This window comes from Pseudomonas sp. ADAK2 TE3594, assembly GCF_053628675.1.
The window spans coordinates 5,117,893-5,137,887 of sequence record NZ_JBRJGV010000001.1; the positions used below are offsets into that span (position 1 = coordinate 5,117,893).

Consider the following 19,995-nt stretch of genomic DNA (forward strand, 5'->3'; position numbering starts at 1 on the left):
ACAAATCAGCCGTCCATTGGACGGCTTTTTTGTGGGCGATTGAAACACCCTGTATTTATGCACCCTTATTTGATAAACAGCCTTCAGGCATTCCATTTGATTCCCGGTGTAATCAATCATGCAGCGACATTTCGACGATCTTCAGTTGGGCAGCATCGAACTGTTTTGCCTGGCCGCAGAGGCCGGCAGCTTTACCGCAGCAGCCCAGGTGGCGGGCGTGACCCCGGCCGCCGTCAGCCGCTCGGTGTCGCGCATGGAAGAACGTTTGGGTGTGCGGCTGTTTGCGCGTACCACCCGCAGCGTCAAGCTGACCGACAGTGGCCGGCGTTATTTCGAAGAGTGTCGCGAGGCTCTCGCACAACTGGTCGAGGCCCAGCGCGAGGTGATGGGGCAGCAGCAAGAACCTTCCGGCACTTTGCGCATCAGCATTCCCACGACCTATGCCCATCATCGAATCCTGCCCTTGCTGCCTGCGTTTCGGGCGCGCTTTCCCGCCGTGAAAGTCGAGGCGCATATCAGCAATCGCAACATCGATTTCGTCGGCGAAGGCTATGACATGGCAATCCGTGTGCGGGCCATTCCCGACTCAGGGCTGATTGCCCGGCCGTTGGAGGATGCCGCGCTGGTGATGATTGCCAGCCCTGATTACCTGAAGCGCGCCGGCACCCCGAAGACTCTGGATGACTTGGTTCAGCACGAATGCATTCAGTACGAACTACCCAGCAGCGGTCGGCGGATTGCCTGGCTGTTCAACGACAACAGTGTGCCGCTGGAGATTTTGGCCGAAGGCAATTACTGCTGTTCCGATGATGTATTAGGCGGTGTGACGCTGGCAAAACACGGTGCAGGGTTGTTTCAAACGTATCGCTTTATCGTCGAAAACGAGCTGGCGGATGGCTCGTTGGTGGAAGTGCTCAAGCCCTATGGCGGCCGCTCCCGCCCCTTCACCCTGCTTTATCCGCAAAGCCGCCATGTGCCGTTGCGGCTAAGAGCGTTTATCGATTTTCTGGTTGAGCATCTACCGCGCATCAATGCATGACCGTCCGATCACCGCACAAATAATCCAGACTCGACGCCCTCTTCAATTGACCTTATTAACCAGTTAGTACAATTTCTCACCACAGGCTGAAACCCTCGGCCAATGCCAAAAATAATATGTGGAGAGACCCGATGTCCCCTATCGTTCTGGTGCTCAACGGCCCGAACCTGAACCTGCTGGGTACCCGTGAACCGGCGACTTATGGCCACGAAACCCTGGCGGACATTTCAGCGCTGTGCGGTCGTGCTGCCGAAGAGTTCGGCCTGGCAGTGGAATTTCGCCAGACCAACCATGAAGGCGAACTGCTCGACTGGATTCACGCCGCCCGTGGCCGCTGCGCCGGGATCGTCATCAATCCGGCCGCGTGGACTCACACCTCGGTCGCCATTCGCGATGCCTTGGTCGCCAGCGAACTGCCGGTGATCGAAGTACACCTGTCCAACGTCCATGCCCGCGAACCCTTCCGGCATCACTCCTTTGTCTCGTCTATCGCCACGGCGGTCATGTGCGGTTTTGGCAGTCACGGCTATCGTCTGGCACTAGCGCATTTCAGCCAACGTTTGAAAGGTTAAGCGTCATGACACAGAACACCGTGGTACTGGCCGGGCTGATCGGTGCCGGCATTCAGGCTTCCCGCACCCCCGCGCTGCACGAGCATGAAGGCGATGCGCAGGGTTTGCGTTACCTGTATCGGTTGATCGATCTGGATCAATTGAAACTCGACAGCAGCGCCCTGCCCGACCTGCTGATGGCCGCCGAACGGATGAATTTCACCGGGCTGAATATCACCTTCCCGTGCAAGCAGACGATCATCCCGTTGCTTGACGAATTGTCGCCGGAAGCCCGCGGTATTGGCGCGGTGAACACGGTGGTGCTGAAGGACGGTAAACGCATCGGCCACAACACCGACTGCCTGGGTTTTGCCGAAGGTTTTCGTCGCGGTTTGCAGGACGTTGCCCGTGAGCGTGTGGTGCAAATGGGCGCCGGTGGCGCAGGCGCGGCAGTGGCCCACGCGCTATTGAGCGAAGGCGTACAGCTGCTGAGCATTTTCGATGTGGATAACAGCCGTGCCCAGGCGTTGGCGAACAACCTCAACCAGCATTTTGGCTTCGGCCGGGCCGTTGCCGGCCATGACTTGGCGAGTACCATGGCCGAGGCCGACGGACTGGTGAATACCACGCCGATGGGCATGAAAAAGCTGCCGGGCATGCCCGTGCCGGTGGAGCTGCTTCGGACGCAATTGTGGGTTGCGGAGATCGTTTACTTCCCACTGGAAACCGAACTGCTGCGCAACGCTCGCGCGCTGGGTTGCCGCACCCTGGATGGCGGCACCATGGCGGTGTTTCAGGCAGTGAAGGCGTTTGAACTGTTCAGCGGGGTGGTGCCGGATGCTCAGCGGATGATGGCGCATTTTCAGAGCATGAATGGTTGAAAAGCTTCGCGGGTAAGCCTCGCTCCTACGGGATCACCGCTGGACCTGTAGGAGCGAGGCTTGCCCGCGAAGACGTCAGGCCTGCAAATATCGCAAAACCGACTCGCAAATCATCGCCCGATGACGCTGCTTGATGCTTTCGTCCGGCAAGTCGATCTGAAAAATCTCACCAAAGGTATGGCGGTTCGACACGCGATAGAAGCAAAACGAGCTGATCAGCAGATGCACATCCAATGGATCGAGGTCGGTGCGGAATACACCTTCTTCGCAGCCACGACGCAAAATCTCGCCCAGTGAATCGAGGATGGTGTTGTTCATCGCCTTGATCGCATCGGAGCGCTTCACATATTCAGCATTGTGAATGTTCTCGATGCAGACGATACGCACGAAATCGACGTTGCGATCATGGTGATCGAAGGTGAACTCCACCAACCGCCGAATCGCCTCCACGGGCGCCAGTTCGGCAAGGTGCAGACGGTTTTCGGTGCTGCGAATATCCCCGTAGAGTTTCTCCAGCACCTCGACGTAGAGCTGTTCCTTACTGCCGAAGTAGTAATAGATCATGCGTTTCGAGGTGTGGATGCGCTCGGCGATCGCATCGACGCGCGCACCGGAAAGCCCCTGCTGAACGAACTCGACAATGGCCTCTTGAAGGATGTTCTCGCGGGTCTTTTCCGGGTTGTTCTTGCGACTCTTGCGAGGCTCGGCAATTGGCTTTTCGGGCGCTACGGAGAGTTCTGAAATTATTGTCATTGCGGGCTCACGGCCATCACTGCACACGCTGGCGATTATGGGCCGCTGCGCACAGTGAAGGAAGCCATGTGGCAGCGGTTTTGTACCCGTGTTTACGATTTTCCTACAACTTTGCCTGACGTACGCCACCACTTCGCGATTTGGCCATGGCCGCCAGTCGCACCGCAACGTTGGCCGCACCGTAACCCGCGTAGCCGTTTTTGCGCTGGATGATTTCAAAGAAGAACCGCCCTTCGAACGGCTCGGTGTACACATGAAACAGCTCGCCGCCCTGGGCATCGCGGTCGTAGAGCACGTTGAAATACGCCAACTCGCTGAGGAATTCATCGTCGAAATCGAAGCGCGCGGCGAGGTCATCGTAGTAGTTGAGCGGGATATCCAGCAGCGGCACGCCCGCCTCCTTGGCACGGCTGACTTCGGCAAAGATGTCGTCGCAATCGAAAGCGATGTGATGCACGCCGGAACCGCGATAACTCGACAGTGCGTGTGAGATCGCGGTGTTGCGGTTCTCGGAAATGTTCAGCGGCAAGCGGATCGAACTGCAACGGCTGCGCAATGCGCGACTCTTCACCAAACCATACGGGTCGGGCAGCACCACTTCATCGTCGGCTTCGAAATCCAGCAGGCTTTTATAGAACAGCACCCAACTGTCGAGGCTGTCGGCCGGTAGCGCCATCGCCATGTGGTCAATGCGCTTGAGACCACCGCTAGCCAAGGCCGTCGGTTGCAGATTGAAGTCGGTGCCATAGACGTCGGCGTTCTGATCGACCAGGTAAATCAGACTGCCGTCCGGCGCACGCACCGCAGCCAGTTCAAGCTCATTGGGGCCAACGAGTCCGCGATAGGGCTGGCCCTTGTATGCAACGGCGCGGGCCAGCGCACTGGCGCTGTCCTTGACCCGCACGGCGGTGGCGCACAGCGATGGGCCATGGGCCTCGAAAAAACTATGGGCGAAGGAATAAGGCTCAGAGTTGAGGATCAGGTTGATATCGCCCTGACGCAAAAGGCTGACACTTTTGGAGCGGTGCTGGCCGGCCTTGACGAAACCCAGCCGCTCCAGCCAATGGGAGAGCTTGGCGCCGAGGCTTTCGTCCACGGCGAATTCAAGGAACTCGATGCCGTTGTATTCGCTGGCGCCTGGGGTGTCGAACAGAATGTCGCGATTGGCCACAGGCGTGGCTTCCTGTTCCAGACGTTGGCGGGTTTTCTCTTCCAGGTACAGCAACGAACGCAAGCCGTCGGCGGCGTTAGCCCGTGGCGGTGCGGCGCGGAAGCCGTCGTTGAAGATCTCCAGCGACAGCGGCCCGGTGTAGCCGCTCTTGATGATTGGCGCGAGGAAGCCCGGCAGATCGAATTCGCCTTGGCCCGGGAAACAGCGGAAGTGTCGGCTCCACTCCAGCACATCCATGGCCAGGATCGGCGCGTCGGCCATTTGCACGAAGAAAATCTTGTCACCGGGAATCTCGGCGATGGCGCTCGGGTCGCCCTTGAGCGACAACGTATGAAAACTGTCCAGCAACACGCCGAGGCTCGGATGATCGGCCTGGCGAACGATGTTCCACACCTGCTGATACGTGTTGACATGCCGGCCCCAGGCCAGCGCTTCATAGCCGATCCGCAGGCCACGAATACCGGCCCGCTCGGCGAGTTGGTGCAAATCATCAATCAGGATCTGCTCATCACCGATGGAATCGGCCGAGGCGTTGCTGCACACCAGCACCAGGTCGGTGCCCAGTTCCTGCATCAAATCGAACTTGCGCTCGGCCCGCTCCAGATTGCGCGGCAGGCGATCGCGGCGGCAACCTTCAAAATCCCGAAAAGGTTGAAACAGCGTAATCGCGATCCCGAGATCGGCGCACATCTGTTTGATTTCCCGCGGGCTGCCGTCGTAGTAGAGAAGGTCATTCTCGAAAATCTCCACCCCGTCAAAACCGGCGGCGGCAATGGCTTCGAGTTTTTCCGGCAGGGTGCCGCTCAAGGAAACGGTGGCAATGGAACGCTGCATGTGTCGACTCCCGGTGGTGGGGACATTCTTGTTGGGCAAATTATTGGCTTGACGAATCCACACAGCAATTCAAAGTGTACTATCCGGTTAGTTTTGCGGGCGATTATCGAACACAATGGCGGTTAGCGAATTGACGATTTTTCGTCCACTGCGCAACATCGACACCACATTGAGTCCGGTCACGACCCCATGGACTCGGTTACCAAAGACCCTGAACACCACATAAAAATTTCAAAAAACGGGTACACGCTCATGCACTCATTCAACGCCTTGTTTGCTTGCTCCACCGCCCTCCCGCCGTACTTGGCATCCATCCGAACCTTGTGCCCTCTCGGCCGAACCGTGCCGCTCGCTGAATAACACGTTGTCGTCAGTCCGACGAAAACACCTCAGCCGATCAATCACACCCGCGCCTGGCGCCGTCGATTGATCACGCGCCCTTGAAGTCCCGACAAGCCTCGCTTGTCAGTCATTGAACGGATGGCACATACATGTTTCCTTCTCAAAGCTCTCGCGTGGCTCCGGCCATGGGCGTCGCCACTGGCGGTATCGGCGACAAAATCCGCGGCGCCCTGGCGGTCGGCAAAACCCGCTGGGGGATGCTGGCGCTGGTGTTTTTCGCCACCACCCTGAACTACATCGACCGCGCGGCCCTAGGCGTCATGCAACCGATCCTGGCCAAGGAAATGAGCTGGACGGCGATGGACTACGCCAACATCAACTTCTGGTTTCAGGTCGGCTACGCCATCGGCTTCGTGCTGCAGGGCCGGTTGATCGACCGGGTCGGCGTTAAACGCGTGTTCTTCTGCGCGGTGCTGCTCTGGAGCCTGGCCACCGGCGCCCATGGCCTGGCCACTTCGGCGGTGGGCTTCATGGTCTGCCGGTTCATTCTCGGCCTGACCGAAGCGGCGAATTATCCGGCCTGCGTGAAAACCACCCGGTTGTGGTTCCCCGCCGGCGAGCGCGCCGTGGCCACCGGCATCTTCAATGCCGGGACCAACGTCGGGGCGATGTTCACGCCAATGCTGCTGCCGCTGATTCTCCACGCCTGGGGCTGGCAAGCCGCGTTCCTGTGCATGGCGGCACTGGGCGGCATCTGGTTGCTGTTCTGGGGGCTGAAGTACTTCAACCCGGAAGACCATCCGAGCGTCAAACAATCGGAACTGGACTACATCCAGAAGGAAGTCGAGCCGGAACAGTCCCGCGTACCGTTCTCACGAATCCTGCGTATGCGTGGCACCTGGGCCTTCGCCCTGGCCTACTCGATGACCGCGCCGGTGTTCTGGTTCTACCTGTACTGGCTGCCGCCGTTCCTCAATCAGCAATACAACCTGGGGATCAACGTGACCCAGATGGGTATCCCGCTGATCATCATCTACCTCACGGCTGACTTCGGCAGTGTCGGCGGCGGCATCCTGTCCTCGTTCCTGATCGGCCGCGGGATCAACCCGATCAAGGCGCGACTGATGTCCATGTTCCTGTTCGCCTGCTGCATCATCGGCGTGGTCATGGCCGCCGGCTCGAGCAGCCTGTGGCTCGCGGTGTTCGCCATCTCCCTGGCCATCGGTGCGCACCAGGCCTGGACCGCGAACATCTGGAGCCTGGTGATGGACTACACGCCCAAGCACATGATGAGTACGGTGTTCGGCTTCGGCGGGATGTGCGCGGCAATCGGCGGGATGTTCATGACCCAGTTGGTCGGCCACATCCTGACGGTCACCAACAACAACTACACCGTGCTGTTCACCATGATTCCGGCGATGTACTTCATCGCGCTGACCTGGATGTACTTCATGGCGCCGCGCAAGATTCCTACCGTCACCGAGTAAAAGCCCTTCCTCTGGCAGGCCTGATTCCAGGCCTGCCCTCTCCTATTGCCTACGCTGTTGCCACGCTGCCGCCAACCCGCTGCAACAAATCACCGCGATCCCGATCACCGTGGTCAGGGTCGGAGTGTGGGCAAACAGCAACCAGCCCAGCAAACCTGCAAAGACAATCTGGCAATAACCGAACGGCGCCAACAGCGCGGGCGCGGCGTGACGGAAGGCCTGAGTCAGAAACAGATGCGCCGTCATCCCGCACGCCCCCAGCGCCACCATCAAAAACCCATGACCCAGGCTTGGAACTTGCCAGAAGAACGGCACCAGCGCGCTCATCACTAACGTATTGCAGAGCCCTGCAAAAAAATTGCTGGTGGTCGGACTGTCGATTTCACTGAGCTTTCGGGTGAGCAATTGATAGAAACAGAAAAACAGGGCCGAGCAGAACGGTAGCAATACCGCAGGCGTGAAGAGTTCGCCGCCGGGATGGACAATGATCAGTACCCCAATGAACCCGCAAATCACCGCCAGCCATTGGCCACGCGTCACCCGTTCACCGAGCAGTGGCACCGACAGCGCCGTCACCAACACCGGTGCGAGAAAATTGACCGCAGTGGCTTCCGCCAACGGGATGAACAGCAAACCAGTCGTGAACAGCAAACTGGTCCCCAGCAGGCACAACGCCCGCAACAACTGCAGCAATGGCCGTTTGGTACGTAGGACACGCAGCCCGGACTGTGGCAGAAAAATCCCCGCCATCAGCAAGGTGTGAACCACATAGCGGGCCCAGACCACCATGATGACGGGATAGAACCCCGAGAGATATTTCGACAAAGCGTCATGACTGGAAAACAGGAAGGTGGCGACGACGATCAGCAGAATCCCTTTGAAGGGCTGATTGACACCGGAAAGCGGGGTGCTGACGGTCATGGGTTATCCCTGGGTCTGGAGATCAAAAGCTTCGCGGGCAAGCCTCGCGCCTACGGAGTCTCTGTTGCCCTTGTGGGAGATGAATTCCAATAATTTAGAACTTGGTTCCAGATTCTTACATGAGTAAAGGCAAATAGTGTTCGAACAGCGCACAACTTTTTATGGGCAAACGAAAATCCATGTAGGAGCGAGGCTTGCCCGCGAAGACGGTGTGTCCGTCGACATCAATGTTGCATGACACACCGCTTTCGCGGGTAAGCCTCGCTCCTACAACAACTCTGAAGCCAGGCTCGCCGCCGACAACTCCTCGGCAAACTTCAGTAATAGCGGCGCCAGTTCATGCAAACGCGCCCCCGGCATCCGCGCACTTGGCCCGGCGATGCTGAGTACCCCGATCACCCGACCATCACCCGGATGCCGCACCACCGCTGCAATTGCCGACGTGCCGACCGCCGAACTCTCCTCGACCCAGGCATAGCCCTGCTCTCTGGCCAGACGCAGGCGTTCAAGCAATTCGATGTTGGAGCGCGGTGCATTCGGCCCGAGGTCCTTGGGCCGGTCACTGCCCTGGCGTTCCACCAGCGACAAAGCTTCGGCATCGCTCATGCTCGCCAGCCACGCATGCCCCGACGCTGTGTAAAACAACGGTGCATCGCGGCCCATGTCCGGGTCGTAGCGCAAGCCGGATCGGGCGCCCTGGGACTTGGCGATCCAGACCTGCCGCTCCCCTTCGATCACTCCAAGGCGCACCAACTCACCGGTTTCCTGGGCCAGGCGATCAAGCACCGATTGAACGATATCCGCGCCGCTGCTCGACAGGTAGCGGAAACCCAGGGCCACCAGTTTGGTCGACAAGTGATAGCGCAGGTTCTCCGGATTCTGCCGCACATAGCCCAGCCGAATAAGCTCGGCGAGCAAACGATGGGTCGCGCTTTTGGGGATGTCCAGTTGCTCTGCCAGCGTCTGCATCGGCAGGCCACGAGGGTCACTGGTGAGGCTTTCCAGCACGCTGAAAACACGTTCGATCTGACTGCCGGCCATGGGAGGTTCCACATGAAATTTGCCCGATTCTAGAAGACAACCCACCGAATGCGAAATCTGGAACCAGGTGTCCGATAACCGCCCCGGCACGTCGCAACGACTGTGCATTTCACGAACCCTTACACATTTCATCCACGTCTCTTTGCCAGTGCGGTTATTCATAGATACGGCGATACGCGCCCAATCAATCTATGAGAGACCGCAAACATGTTATGGAACAGAGCAAGACGCAGCGACAACGTAAATGACACTCGGGAGGGCAAGGATGCCCGCAAAACGACAGGGAAAATAATTGGCGCCACCGTGGCCGTCGCCACCCTGGCAGGCGCAGGAATTTATTCAACGGTGAGTACGATGCCGGATGACGCTCCAGTCAGCATCCCGGCCCTGTCAGGCACACCGCCTCAACACTCCGCCGCCATCGTTTCTGAAGATCCTCGACTCGTGTTTATTCAGTCTGTGCTGGGCGATACCGAAGACACCTGGAAACAACTTTTTGCGCAAACCGGCCGGCACTACCCGGAACCCACACTGACCCTGTTCAGTGAAAGAGTGGCCTCGGCGTGTGGCTTCGCAAACTCAGCCAGCGGCCCGTTCTATTGCCCGACCAATCGCCAGGTGTATCTGGATCTGGAATTCTTTCGCGTCATGGCCCAGCAGTTTTCGGTGATCGGCGACTTCGCACAGGCCTACATCATCGCTCACGAAATCGGACACCACGTGCAGCTGGAACTGGGACTCTCCGACCCTTTCGAGAAAGCACTGTCAGACCGTCAACCTGTCACCGGCGATGGTGGACTGGAGGTTCGCGCCGAACTGCAAGCCGATTGCCTTGCCGGTGTGTGGGCGCACCATGCGCAAAAACGCCTGCTGTGGCTTGAGGCCGGTGATATCGATGCGGCACTGCACGCCGCCACGGTCTTCGGCGATGACCAACTGCAACACGCCCAGAACAACGTGATACGGCCAGAGACGTTCAGTCACGGCACCTCCGCACAACGGGTGACCTGGTTCTCGGCCGGCTTCGCCGAAGGCCGGATCGGCGCCTGCGATACCTTCGCGGCCACGCCACTGTAGTTCACGCCCGGCAACGTAAATCGCTAATCTCCCCAGCGGTATAGAACCGGCGCCACTCAAGGCTGTCTGACGACCGGACTGGCGCCGCTCTCACTCACCAGCAACACTCATCACCATGTTCAACGAGGATTCCCCCATGCTTTGGAAAAAAGGCCGACGCAGCGACAACGTGGTTGATGCTCGTGGCGATGATGTCGGTGGGGGGGGCGGAGGGATGCGCTTCGGTGGAGGCAAGGGCCTGAGCCTGACGGCGATCCTGTTGATCGTCGGGATCGGCTGGATCACCGGCCAGGACCCGATGCAGATCCTCGGTCAACTGACCGGGCAGATGAGCGAGCAATCGGCTCCCGCCACCACCCAGACCCGCAAGGCGCCACCGGCCAATGATGAAGGGGCCGAATTCGTGCGTTCGATCCTCGGCGATACCGAAGACACCTGGCGCCAGATTTTCCAGCAGGCCGATCGGCAATATAAAGACCCGACCCTGGTGCTGTTCAGCAACCGCGTCAACTCGGCCTGCGGCCTGGCGACTTCGGCAACCGGACCCTTCTATTGCCCGGCTGACCAGAAGGTCTACCTGGACATGAGTTTCTTTCAGGAAATGTCCCAGCGCTTTTCCGCCGCGGGGGACTTCGCCCAGGCCTATGTGATTGCTCACGAAGTCGGACACCACGTGCAGACCTTGCTCGGCGTTTCCGCGAAGATTCAGGCCGCTCGCCAACAAGGCCGGCAGATGGAAGGCGACAATGGTTTGCTGGTGCGCCAGGAATTGCAGGCCGATTGCCTGGCCGGCGTCTGGGCCAACAATGCGCAAAAACGTCTGAACTGGCTGGAACCCGGTGACATCGAAGAAGCCTTGAACGCCGCCAACGCCATCGGCGACGACCGCTTGCAACAGCAAGGTCAGGGCCGCGTGGTCCCGGATTCCTTCACCCACGGCACTTCGGCCCAGCGAGTACGCTGGTTCAAGGCCGGATTCGCACAAGGCCAAATTGGCCAGTGCGACACCTTTTCAGCGAAGAATCTGTGATGCGTAAGTGGCTGCTGGTTCTGTTAATCACCTGCGCAAGCACCCAGGCCGCCGAGCAGGGCGTCAAGGCGATCAGTTCCGGGCGCTTGCTGTTGAGCGCCGGGGAAATTGCAGTGAGCATTGGCCCGACGCCGGCGAAAATCGAACGCGTGCTGATCATCGTCCATGGTCGATTGCGCAATGCGGAAACCTACCGCCAAACCGCCGAGCATGCAGCCGAGCAAGCCGGGCAAAGCGCGAACACGTTGGTACTCGCCCCGCAGTTTCTCAACGAAACCGACATTGCGAGCCATGCGGTGCCTGACAGTGTTTTACGCTGGCAAGGCAATGACTGGATGGCCGGTGGCTTATCCACCGCGCCATTTACGCTGAGCGCCTATGCGGCACTCGACGAAATCATTGCTCGCCTGGGTGATCGGCGACAGTTTCCGGACGTGAAGCAAATCGTCATCGCCGGTCACTCCGGCGGCGCTCAGGTGGTTCAGCGTTATGCCTTGCTGGGTCACCCTCAGCCAGCCCTCGACACGGAGGGTGTGAAAGTGCGCTATGTGATCGCCAACCCTTCGTCATACGCCTACTTCAATGAGCAACGACCCGTGGCGTTCAGTCACGCGGGGTGTCCGAATTTCAATCGCTGGAAGTACGGGCTGGCGGACCTGCCCGCCTATGCCAATGGGCAAACACCTGCGCAACTTGAAGAAAACTATGTCAAACGTGACATCGTTTATTTACTCGGGCAGCAGGACATCGACCCGAATCATCCAGCGCTGGACAAGAGTTGTGAGGCCAAAGCCCAGGGCGCTTCTCGATTGATTCGTGGGCGCAACTATTTCAATTATCTGAAACGGCGCCATCCGCAAGGGTTGAGTCAGCAGCTGATCGAAGTGCCTGGGGTTGGGCACAATGGAGATGGGATGTTTACCTCGCCCGAGGGGCAGAAGGTGTTGTTTGGTCAGTGAGTTTTTGTGGTGTCTGATCTGACGCTTTCGCGGGCAAGCCTCGCTCCTACAGGATGGCGGTGCGAGCAAGGAGCGTCACATCACCTGTAGGAGCGAGGCTTGCCCGCGAAGAGGCCCTCAAGCCGAAAGCATCTGCCGCAACGCCACGCAATCGGCAGCATGCCAATCAGTCAATTCCGGCCACGGATTATCCGGCAAATTCACCAGCACCGTCCGCGTCCCCGCCGCACGCCCGCAATCCAGATCGAAGCGGTAATCACCAACCATCACCATTTCGCTCGCCGGCACCTTCCAGGCTTCGGCCAGTTTCAGCAACCCACCAGGATGCGGCTTGGGCGGTGCCTCATCGCGGCCCAGTACATCCTCCACCGCAAAGCAGTCGGCCAGGCCAATGGCCTTCAGCGTGACATGCGCCAACTCGCGAGCATTGCGCGTGAGAATGCCCAGGCGATAACCGCGCCCGGCCAACTCACGTACCAATTCCACCGCGCCCGGCGCCGGTTTCGAACCCAACGCCAGATCCCGCTCGTGCTCCAGCAACCACGCGTGTTTGGCCGCGGCTTCATCGGCCGGCAGTGCCGCGAGGTGGGTGAGGATGTCGTCTTCGGCGGGAATCGCCAACGCCACGCGAATCGCCGCGAAGTCATGCACCGCTACCGTCAGGGTGCCGTCCATATCGAACACCCAATGCCGCACCTCAGCCAGGCTCATGCCCAATCCTTGCGATGGCGAATCAGGCCTTCCTGAGTGACCGAAGCCACCAGTTGCCCGGCACGGTTGAACACGCTGCCCCGGGAGAATCCGCGCGAATTGCCGGCCCACGGGCTGTCCATGGCGTACAGCAACCAGTCATCAGCGCGCAGGTCGGCATGGAACCACAATGCGTGATCGAGGCTGGCAACCTGCATGTCTTTCTGCCAGACCGATTTGCCGTGGGGCAGCATCGAGGTGGTCAGCAGACCGAAGTCCGAAGCGTAGGCCAGCAGGTATTTGTGCAGCGCCGGGGTATCAGCCAAGGCACCGTCGGCGCGGAACCAGACGTATTTGATGGGATCGGCAGGCTGCGGGTTGTAGGGGTCTTTTTCGGTCACCGGCCGGACTTCGATCGGTTTCGGGCACAGCAGTTTTTCGCGCATGTGTTCAGGGATCAGGTGCGCGCGCTGCTGGGTGAGTTCCAGCTCCGACGGCAAGTTTTCCGGGCCGACTACTTGCGGCATCTCAGTCTGGTGCTGGAAGCCTTCTTCGTCGTACTGGAACGAGGCGCTGCAGGTGAAAATCGGATGGCCCTTCTGGATCGCCGTCACCCGGCGCGTGCTGAAACTGCCGCCATCGCGCACCCGATCGACCTGATACACCACCGGCAATTTGGCATCGCCCGGGCGCAGGAAATAACCGTGCATCGAATGCACATGGCGCGCCGCCTCGACTGTCTGACTGGCCGCCGACAGGGACTGGCCGAGTACCTGGCCGCCGAACAACTGACGAAACCCCAGGTCCTGGCTGCGGCCACGGAACAGGTTTTCTTCAATCGGTTCCAGGGTCAGCAGGTCTACCAGATCTTCCAACACTTGGCTCATTCAGACTCTCCTCACACAACGCAATGCCGCGCAGTCTTGGCTGCGGCGGTCGATTCAGTTTATGGCCGGTTCAACATGAGGGCCATTGTAAACGTCCGCGCCTGCTTATCCATGCAAGGTTTGCAGCCATTGCTCACGGGTGATGCGGTACAACACATGCGGGCGCAGCGGATGATCGGCTGCAAGCCGCGGGTGCTCGAAGTCATCGCAAGGGGCATGGTGCATGCCGATCGCTTGCATGACTTTCTCGGAGGGCAGATTGGTCTTGGTGGTGAATGCCACGACCTCTTGCAGCGCTAACCGATCAAACCCGCAGCGCAGAGCGGTCCACGCCGCTTCGCCGGCATACCCCAGCCCCCAGTGCTCACGCGCCAGGCGCCAACCGATTTCGATGGCCGGCGTGAATGGCGCATCGAAGCCGACCACGCCGAGGCCGGTAAAACCAATAAAGGCGCCGGTGTCTTTACGTTCCAACGCCCAGAGGCCGAAACCATGCTCGGCAAAATGCCCGCGAATCCGCCCGATCAACGAGGCACTTTCCAGTCGACTCAAGGGTGCCGGAAAATAACGCATCACCTGTGGATCAGCGCACATCGCCGCAAACGCCGGCAAATCCTCATCACGCCACTGCCGTAACAACAGTCGTGCGCTTTCGAGTTCCAGTATCGGCTCCATCGTGCCTCTCCCCTCCCCTCGGTTTCCATGCCGCAAGTCTACATCGCTGGTAGGATCGTTCACTCATTCCTACATGCCTTCCTGTATAAATCAGCCATGCCCCTGCCATTGATCTACCACGAAGACTACAGTCCCGAGTTTCCGGCGGATCACCGTTTCCCCATGGACAAGTTTCGCCTGCTGCGCGATCACTTGGTGGACAGTGGCCTGGCCCGCGACACCGACCTGCTGCGCCCGGACCTCTGCCCGCCAGAGATTCTCGCCCTCGCCCATGACCCTGCGTATATCGAACGCTACATGGGCGGCGAATTGTCCCGCGAAGACCAGCGACGCCTCGGCTTGCCCTGGAGCGAAGCGCTGGCCCGGCGCACGGTGCGGGCGGTTGGTGGCTCGCTGCTGGCGGCAGAACAGGCACTGGAGCATGGTTTGGCCTGTCACCTGGCTGGCGGCACTCACCACGCGCATTACGATCATCCCGCCGGGTTCTGCATCTTCAATGACCTGGCGGTGATCAGCCATTACCTGCTGGAAAGTGGCCGAGTGAACCGGGTGCTGATCTTCGACTGTGATGTGCATCAGGGCGACGGGACTGCAAGGATTCTGCACAACACCCCAGAGGCGATAACCGTTTCCCTGCACTGCGAGAAGAATTTTCCTGCACGCAAAGCCGAAAGTGATTGGGACATTCCGTTGCCGATGGGCATGGGCGATGCCGATTACCTGAAAGTGGTGGACGACGCGCTCAACTATTTGCTGCCGCTCTACCAACCGGACCTGGTGCTGTACGACGCCGGCGTCGATGTGCATAAGGACGACGCCCTGGGTTATCTGAAGCTGACAGACGAAGGCGTCGCCGCTCGCGATGAAAGCGTGATGCGTCATTGCCTGGGCCGGGATATTCCGGTGGTCGGCGTGATCGGTGGCGGTTACAGCAAAGACCGCATGGCCTTGGCGCGCCGCCATGGAATCCTCCATCACAGCGCCCAACGGGTCTGGCAGTCATCAGGCTGTCACTGAGTTATGGATCTTTACCCACAATGCCTGTGGAACCGCCTGTGGATAACCTGAGTGAAAGGGCCTGCAGCCCATGCGGGGTATAGGCCACAGAGCGGTGGTTGTTTTTTAACCAGCGCTCGAATCCACCCTCAATCCTGTGGGAGCGGGCTTGCCCGCGATGAGGCCGGCACATTCAACATCTTTGTTGCCTGACAGCCCGCTCCCACAGTTATCGTGCACTGGTAGAATGCCCGGCTTCATTCCGCCAAACCGCAGCGCATTCCATGACCCAGCCCTCCACTTCCCTCCCCCCTCACGTCGCCATCATCGGCGGCGGCCCTGCTGGTTTGATGGCGGCTGAAGTGCTGAGCCAGGCCGGGATCAAAGTCGATCTGTACGACGGCATGCCTTCAGTGGGGCGAAAATTCCTCCTCGCCGGGGTTGGCGGCATGAACATCACCCATTCCGAGGCCTACCCGGCGTTTCTCTCACGCTATGCCGAACGGGCACCGCAGATTGCGCCCTTGTTGCGGGCCTTCGGCGCCGACACCTTGTGCCAATGGATTCATGACCTGGGCATCGAAACCTTTGTCGGCAGCTCCGGCCGGGTGTTTCCTACCGACATGAAAGCCGCGCCCCTGTTGCGGGCCTGGCTCAAACGCCTGCGCGATGCCGGCGTAGTTATCCACACCCGCCATCGCTGGCTCGGTTGGGATGACAACGGTGACTTGCGCATCGACAGCCTCGAAGGCGAAAAAACTGTTCAAGCCGACGCGACCCTGTTGGCCCTCGGTGGCGGCAGTTGGTCGCGCCTCGGTTCGGACGGTGCCTGGATGCTGCCGCTGGAACAGCGCGGTGTAGGACTGGCGCCGTTACAACCGAGCAATTGCGGCTTCGAGGTGCAGGCCTGGAGCGAATTGATGGTCAGCAAATTCGCCGGCAGCCCGCTGAAAAACATCGCCATTGGCCTCAATGACGATGTGCCGCGGCTCGGAGAGTGTGTGATCACTGCCACGGGGATTGAAGGCAGTTTGATCTACGCCCTGTCGGCGCCGATCCGTGAAGCGATCAATCAGCATGGTTCGGCAACCATTCATCTCGATCTGTTGCCGGGCAAGCCTGTGGATAAAATTCAGTCTGCGCTGAGCAAACCACGCGGCTCACGTTCCATGGCCAAACACCTGCACAGTCAGCTTGGGCTTGATGGGGTGAAAGCGGCGCTGTTGCGAGAGCTGACACCGGCCGACTGTTTTACCGATCCGGCGCTGCTGGCCAAAGCGATCAAGGCATTGCCGCTGATGTTGGTGAAAACCCGACCGTTGGACGAGGCCATCAGCAGCGCAGGGGGCGTGATGTTCGAGTCGATGGATGAACGTTTGATGCTCAAGCAACTACCTGGCGTGTTCTGCGCGGGAGAAATGCTCGATTGGGAAGCGCCGACCGGCGGCTATCTGCTGACCGCGTGTTTCGCCAGTGGGCGAGCGGCGGGGATGGGGATGGTGGAGTGGTTGCAGCGCAAAGGCTGAAGACCGCGGCGCGCCGATCGCGAGCAGGCTCGCTCCCACAGGTGACCGAGTTCTTTCATAGGAATACGGTCAATGTGGGAGCGAGCCTGCTCGCGATCGGCGACCTAACAGGCGCCGCAGATAATCAAGGCTTACGCTTACGTGGCCCGGTATTGAATACTGGCACTTTACGCACAGGCTTGATCGAAGGCTCCGGCGCCGAGGCATCACCGCTCTCGACCCATTTACCCAGGTTGCGCTTGCCACCACTGGAGGTCTTGGGCTTCTTCGGTTTTTTCGGCTTCTTGATCACCTGACCGCTGGCATCAGTATCCGGCACGCGGTGCTCAGGCTCGAAATCCTGCTCCATCTGGCGAGTCAACGTCTGACGGGTCAACGTCTCGATGGCCGACAGCAAATTCACCTCATCAGCACACACCAGCGAAATAGCCTGCCCGGTTGCGCCCGCACGGCCGGTACGACCGATGCGGTGGATGTAGTCCTCCGCCACGATCGGCAGGTCGAAATTGACCACCAATGGCAAATCTTCGATATCCAGGCCACGCGCTGCCACGTCGGTGGCGACAAGGATCTGCACTTCACTGGCCTTGAAACGATCCAGTGCCCGCTGACGGGTCGCCTGTGGTTTGTCGCCGTGGATGCCGTCGGCATTGATGCCCAGGCCCTGGAGTTTTTCCACCAACGCATCTACGCCGTTACGGGTCTTGGCGAACACCAGCACCTGCTTCCACTTGCCCTTGCGCATCAAGTGAACGAACAGCTCCGGCTTGCGCTTCTTGTCCACCGTCACCACCCATTGCTTGACGGTGTTGGCGGCGACGTTGCGCGGGCTGACTTCAATGCTCAGCGGGTCGTTGAGCATTTGTCCGGCCAGGGTGCGGATGGCGTCGGAGAAGGTCGCGGAGAACAACAGCGTCTGACGTTTCTTCGGCAGCGCTTTGTAGATATTCCCCAGCTCTTCGGAAAAGCCCAGATCGAGCATGCGATCGGCTTCGTCCAGCACCAGGGTTTGCAACTGGTTGAACTTGAGCGCGTTCTGACGGAACAGGTCGAGCAAGCGGCCCGGAGTCGCCACCAACAGGTCGACGCCTTTGCGCAGCTTCATCATTTGCGGGTTGATGCTGACACCGCCGTACACCGCGTACGTGCTCAACGGCAGGTTCTCGGCGTACTGGCGCACGGCTTCGTGAACCTGTTCGGCCAGCTCGCGGGTTGGCACCAGGATCAGTGCGCGCACGGAGTTGGCACTGACTTTCGGCCCTTCCATGGCCAGCAATTGCAGCAGCGGCAGGGCGAAACCGGCAGTTTTGCCAGTGCCGGTCTGGGCGGCGGCCATCAGGTCGCGACCGGCCAGCACCGCCGGAATGGCTTGCGCCTGGACCGGCGTAGGTGTCTGGTAGCCCAGCGTCTCGAGGGCGCGCAGCAAGGGTTCGATCAGGCCAAGGGTGGCGAAAGTCATGGGAGTACCGTAGGAAAATTCAGCGCGGGTTTTTCAAAACAAGTGTGCAAAACAAGATGCAATGGCGCGCAGTTTACCCTAATTCGCGCGGGATTCTGTCGGCAGCACTACGGCAGGTCGATCCGCACCTCGGCGCCACTGCGGCAACCCGATCAACACCACGGCGCTGATGATCACCGCCATGGCCAACGCTTCTTCGATACCAATGGTCTCGCCGACAAACACGATACCCAGCAACACCGCCACCGCCGGGTTGACGTAGGCATAACTGGTGGCCGCCGCCGGACGTACATGTTTCAACAAATACATGTAGGCGTTGAAGGCAATGATCGAACCGAAGACGGTCAGGTAGGCCAGCGCCGCCCAACCCTCAATCGGCGGCAGTTGCTCCAGATGCTCGCCACTCACCGCGCTGCCGATCAACAACACCACGCCGCCCACCAGCATTTCCACGGCACTCGCCATCGCGCCCTGCGGCAACGGCAAGTGTTTGCTCCACACCGAACCGAAAGCCCAAGACGCTGCCGCGAACACCAGCAACGCCGCGCCCAACGGGCTCGATTGCAGATTGGAACCGAGGTTGAGCATGGCGATACCGATCAGCCCGAGCACAATCCCGGCCCATTCGAGACGGGTATTTCGCGCGCCCCAGAAATATCCGCAGAGCAAGGTAAACAGCGGTACCGTTGCCACCGCCAATGCGGCAACACCGGAGGCCACGCCCGTGTGCTCGGCCACACTCACCGCGCCATTACCGCACGTCAGCAGCAGAATCCCGATGATCCCCGCCGCTTTCCATTGCGCCCACGTCGGTGCCGGTGCCCCGCGCCAGCGCAGGAACGCGTACATCAACGTACCCGCGATCACGAAGCGGATACCGGCGAGCAACAACGGTGGCCAGTACTGCACGCCGATTCGAATCACCAGGTAGGTCGACCCCCAAATCACGTACAGCGCAAAAAAAGCAGCGATCAGCGGTAAGGAAAAACGGCGTATGCCAGGCATGGGCAGCTCGAGAACAAGACAAAGAGAGCAGCTATTCTAGAAAGGCCAGCAGCGGAAAATAAGTTACAAAACCTGTTTATAGCGCCGGTACACTTTTCAAAACACGGAGTTCAGCGCTATAAACCGTGCTTTCGAAAGTCAGCCTTTTTTCAGGAACACCACGATGGACAAATACGACCGCATGCTCCTCAGCGCCCTGTTGGAAAACGGTCGTGCGTCCTACGCCGATCTGGCGCGCAAGGTAAACCTGTCCGCTCCGGCGGTGGCCGAGCGCGTCGCCAAACTTGAAGCCTGCGGGGTGATCACCGGCTACCAGGCGAAAGTCGACATGGCCAAACTCGGCCTACCGATCCAGTGCGTCATCGAACTGCGCCTGAACCAGCACGGCAACCAGAAAACCTACGACGAACTGATCAAAATCCCACAGCTCACCGAATGCCATCGCGTCACCGGCGACCCGTGCGTGATCATGCAAGCGGCAGTGGGCTCGATGCCGGAGCTTGAAGAGTTGATCAACCGGATCGCCACGTTCGGGTTCAGCAAAACCTCGATCGTGCTGTCGAGCGCCATCGAGAAGCGCGTGCCGTTGGGGCAGTTGGAAGGGAATGGAAAATCGTGATGCGGTGTCTGCTCTGACGCCTTCGCGGGCAAGCCTCGCTCCTACAGAACTG

General features: G+C 59.6%; 19 protein-coding genes. 10 read left to right on the top strand and 9 right to left on the bottom strand.

Annotated elements, in window-relative coordinates; all coding sequences use genetic code 11:
• Positions 1–118: 118 nt before the first annotated feature.
• From AB7M22_RS22910 to AB7M22_RS22920, 3 genes are all read left to right on the top strand, one after another.
• Positions 119–1,039: a LysR family transcriptional regulator gene (locus AB7M22_RS22910; RefSeq protein ID WP_454187868.1), complete on the top strand. Its 921-nt coding sequence runs from the start codon at positions 119–121 to the stop codon at positions 1,037–1,039.
• A gap of 131 nt (positions 1,040–1,170) precedes the next feature.
• Entirely contained in the window at positions 1,171–1,611 is a 441-nt protein-coding gene (gene aroQ / locus AB7M22_RS22915) for a type II 3-dehydroquinate dehydratase (RefSeq protein WP_007895306.1), read from the top strand.
• A 5-nt stretch (positions 1,612–1,616) separates the two neighbouring features.
• Positions 1,617–2,471 (top strand): shikimate dehydrogenase, encoded by an 855-nt coding sequence (locus AB7M22_RS22920; RefSeq protein ID WP_454187869.1) that lies wholly within the window; start codon positions 1,617–1,619, stop codon positions 2,469–2,471.
• A 75-nt stretch (positions 2,472–2,546) separates the two neighbouring features.
• On the opposite strand, the gene AB7M22_RS22925 is transcribed toward AB7M22_RS22920, so the two are convergent.
• Both AB7M22_RS22925 and quiC read right to left on the bottom strand, forming a co-directional pair.
• Positions 2,547–3,224 (bottom strand): TetR family transcriptional regulator, encoded by a 678-nt coding sequence (locus AB7M22_RS22925; RefSeq protein WP_008012687.1) that lies wholly within the window; start codon positions 3,222–3,224, stop codon positions 2,547–2,549.
• A 103-nt stretch (positions 3,225–3,327) separates the two neighbouring features.
• Positions 3,328–5,229 (bottom strand): 3-dehydroshikimate dehydratase QuiC, encoded by a 1,902-nt coding sequence (gene quiC / locus AB7M22_RS22930; protein ID WP_454187870.1) that lies wholly within the window; start codon positions 5,227–5,229, stop codon positions 3,328–3,330.
• 491 nt (positions 5,230–5,720) lie between these two features.
• On the opposite strand from quiC, the gene AB7M22_RS22935 reads away from it, so the two are divergent.
• A complete protein-coding gene (locus AB7M22_RS22935; protein ID WP_008012682.1) occupies positions 5,721–7,058 on the top strand; it encodes an MFS transporter in 1,338 nt (445 codons plus the stop codon).
• 42 nt (positions 7,059–7,100) lie between these two features.
• On the opposite strand, the gene AB7M22_RS22940 is transcribed toward AB7M22_RS22935, so the two are convergent.
• Both AB7M22_RS22940 and AB7M22_RS22945 read right to left on the bottom strand, forming a co-directional pair.
• Positions 7,101–7,979, bottom strand: coding sequence for a DMT family transporter (locus AB7M22_RS22940; RefSeq protein ID WP_007895314.1), 879 nt, complete (start codon positions 7,977–7,979; stop codon positions 7,101–7,103).
• Between the two features lie 267 nt (positions 7,980–8,246).
• Positions 8,247–9,020 (bottom strand): IclR family transcriptional regulator, encoded by a 774-nt coding sequence (locus tag AB7M22_RS22945; protein ID WP_218398833.1) that lies wholly within the window; start codon positions 9,018–9,020, stop codon positions 8,247–8,249.
• Positions 9,021–9,227: 207 nt separating this feature from the next.
• Here AB7M22_RS22945 and ypfJ (AB7M22_RS22950) point away from each other — a divergent pair, with 207 nt between their 5' ends.
• From ypfJ (AB7M22_RS22950) to AB7M22_RS22960, 3 genes are all read left to right on the top strand, one after another.
• Positions 9,228–10,097, top strand: a complete 870-nt coding sequence (gene ypfJ / locus AB7M22_RS22950; protein ID WP_454187871.1) for a KPN_02809 family neutral zinc metallopeptidase — start codon at positions 9,228–9,230, stop codon at positions 10,095–10,097.
• Between the two features lie 136 nt (positions 10,098–10,233).
• The gene (gene ypfJ / locus AB7M22_RS22955) at positions 10,234–11,127 is read left to right on the top strand and encodes a KPN_02809 family neutral zinc metallopeptidase (protein ID WP_454187872.1); all 894 of its coding nucleotides are present in this window, start codon (positions 10,234–10,236) and stop codon (positions 11,125–11,127) included.
• Positions 11,127–12,086, top strand: coding sequence for an alpha/beta fold hydrolase (locus tag AB7M22_RS22960; protein WP_454187873.1), 960 nt, complete (start codon positions 11,127–11,129; stop codon positions 12,084–12,086). The genes ypfJ (AB7M22_RS22955) and AB7M22_RS22960 overlap by 1 nt, the downstream gene beginning before the upstream one ends.
• Positions 12,087–12,203: 117 nt before the next feature.
• Here the strand turns inward: AB7M22_RS22960 and AB7M22_RS22965 are convergent, their stop codons facing one another.
• From AB7M22_RS22965 to AB7M22_RS22975, 3 genes are all read right to left on the bottom strand, one after another.
• A complete protein-coding gene (locus tag AB7M22_RS22965) occupies positions 12,204–12,797 on the bottom strand; it encodes an HAD family hydrolase (RefSeq protein WP_454187874.1) in 594 nt (197 codons plus the stop codon).
• Positions 12,794–13,663, bottom strand: coding sequence for an acyl-CoA thioesterase II (gene tesB, locus AB7M22_RS22970; protein WP_454187875.1), 870 nt, complete (start codon positions 13,661–13,663; stop codon positions 12,794–12,796). The genes AB7M22_RS22965 and tesB overlap by 4 nt, the downstream gene beginning before the upstream one ends.
• A gap of 105 nt (positions 13,664–13,768) precedes the next feature.
• Positions 13,769–14,338: a GNAT family N-acetyltransferase gene (locus tag AB7M22_RS22975; RefSeq protein ID WP_454187876.1), complete on the bottom strand. Its 570-nt coding sequence runs from the start codon at positions 14,336–14,338 to the stop codon at positions 13,769–13,771.
• A gap of 96 nt (positions 14,339–14,434) precedes the next feature.
• Between AB7M22_RS22975 and AB7M22_RS22980 the strand changes: the two genes are divergently transcribed.
• Both AB7M22_RS22980 and AB7M22_RS22985 read left to right on the top strand, forming a co-directional pair.
• Positions 14,435–15,355: a histone deacetylase family protein gene (locus AB7M22_RS22980; RefSeq protein WP_454187877.1), complete on the top strand. Its 921-nt coding sequence runs from the start codon at positions 14,435–14,437 to the stop codon at positions 15,353–15,355.
• A gap of 263 nt (positions 15,356–15,618) precedes the next feature.
• Positions 15,619–16,860, top strand: a complete 1,242-nt coding sequence (locus AB7M22_RS22985) for a TIGR03862 family flavoprotein (RefSeq protein ID WP_454187879.1) — start codon at positions 15,619–15,621, stop codon at positions 16,858–16,860.
• 124 nt (positions 16,861–16,984) lie between these two features.
• Here AB7M22_RS22985 and AB7M22_RS22990 read toward each other — a convergent pair whose 3' ends face one another.
• Positions 16,985–18,319 carry a DEAD/DEAH box helicase gene (locus tag AB7M22_RS22990; RefSeq protein WP_007895361.1) on the bottom strand — a complete coding sequence of 445 codons (1,335 nt, stop codon included), beginning with the start codon at positions 18,317–18,319 and terminating at the stop codon, positions 16,985–16,987.
• Between the two features lie 78 nt (positions 18,320–18,397).
• Positions 18,398–19,324, bottom strand: coding sequence for a drug/metabolite exporter YedA (yedA, locus tag AB7M22_RS22995; protein ID WP_454187880.1), 927 nt, complete (start codon positions 19,322–19,324; stop codon positions 18,398–18,400).
• Between the two features lie 163 nt (positions 19,325–19,487).
• Between yedA and AB7M22_RS23000 the strand changes: the two genes are divergently transcribed.
• The gene (locus AB7M22_RS23000; RefSeq protein ID WP_008012657.1) at positions 19,488–19,943 is read left to right on the top strand and encodes an Lrp/AsnC family transcriptional regulator; all 456 of its coding nucleotides are present in this window, start codon (positions 19,488–19,490) and stop codon (positions 19,941–19,943) included.
• Positions 19,944–19,995 lie beyond the last annotated feature (52 nt).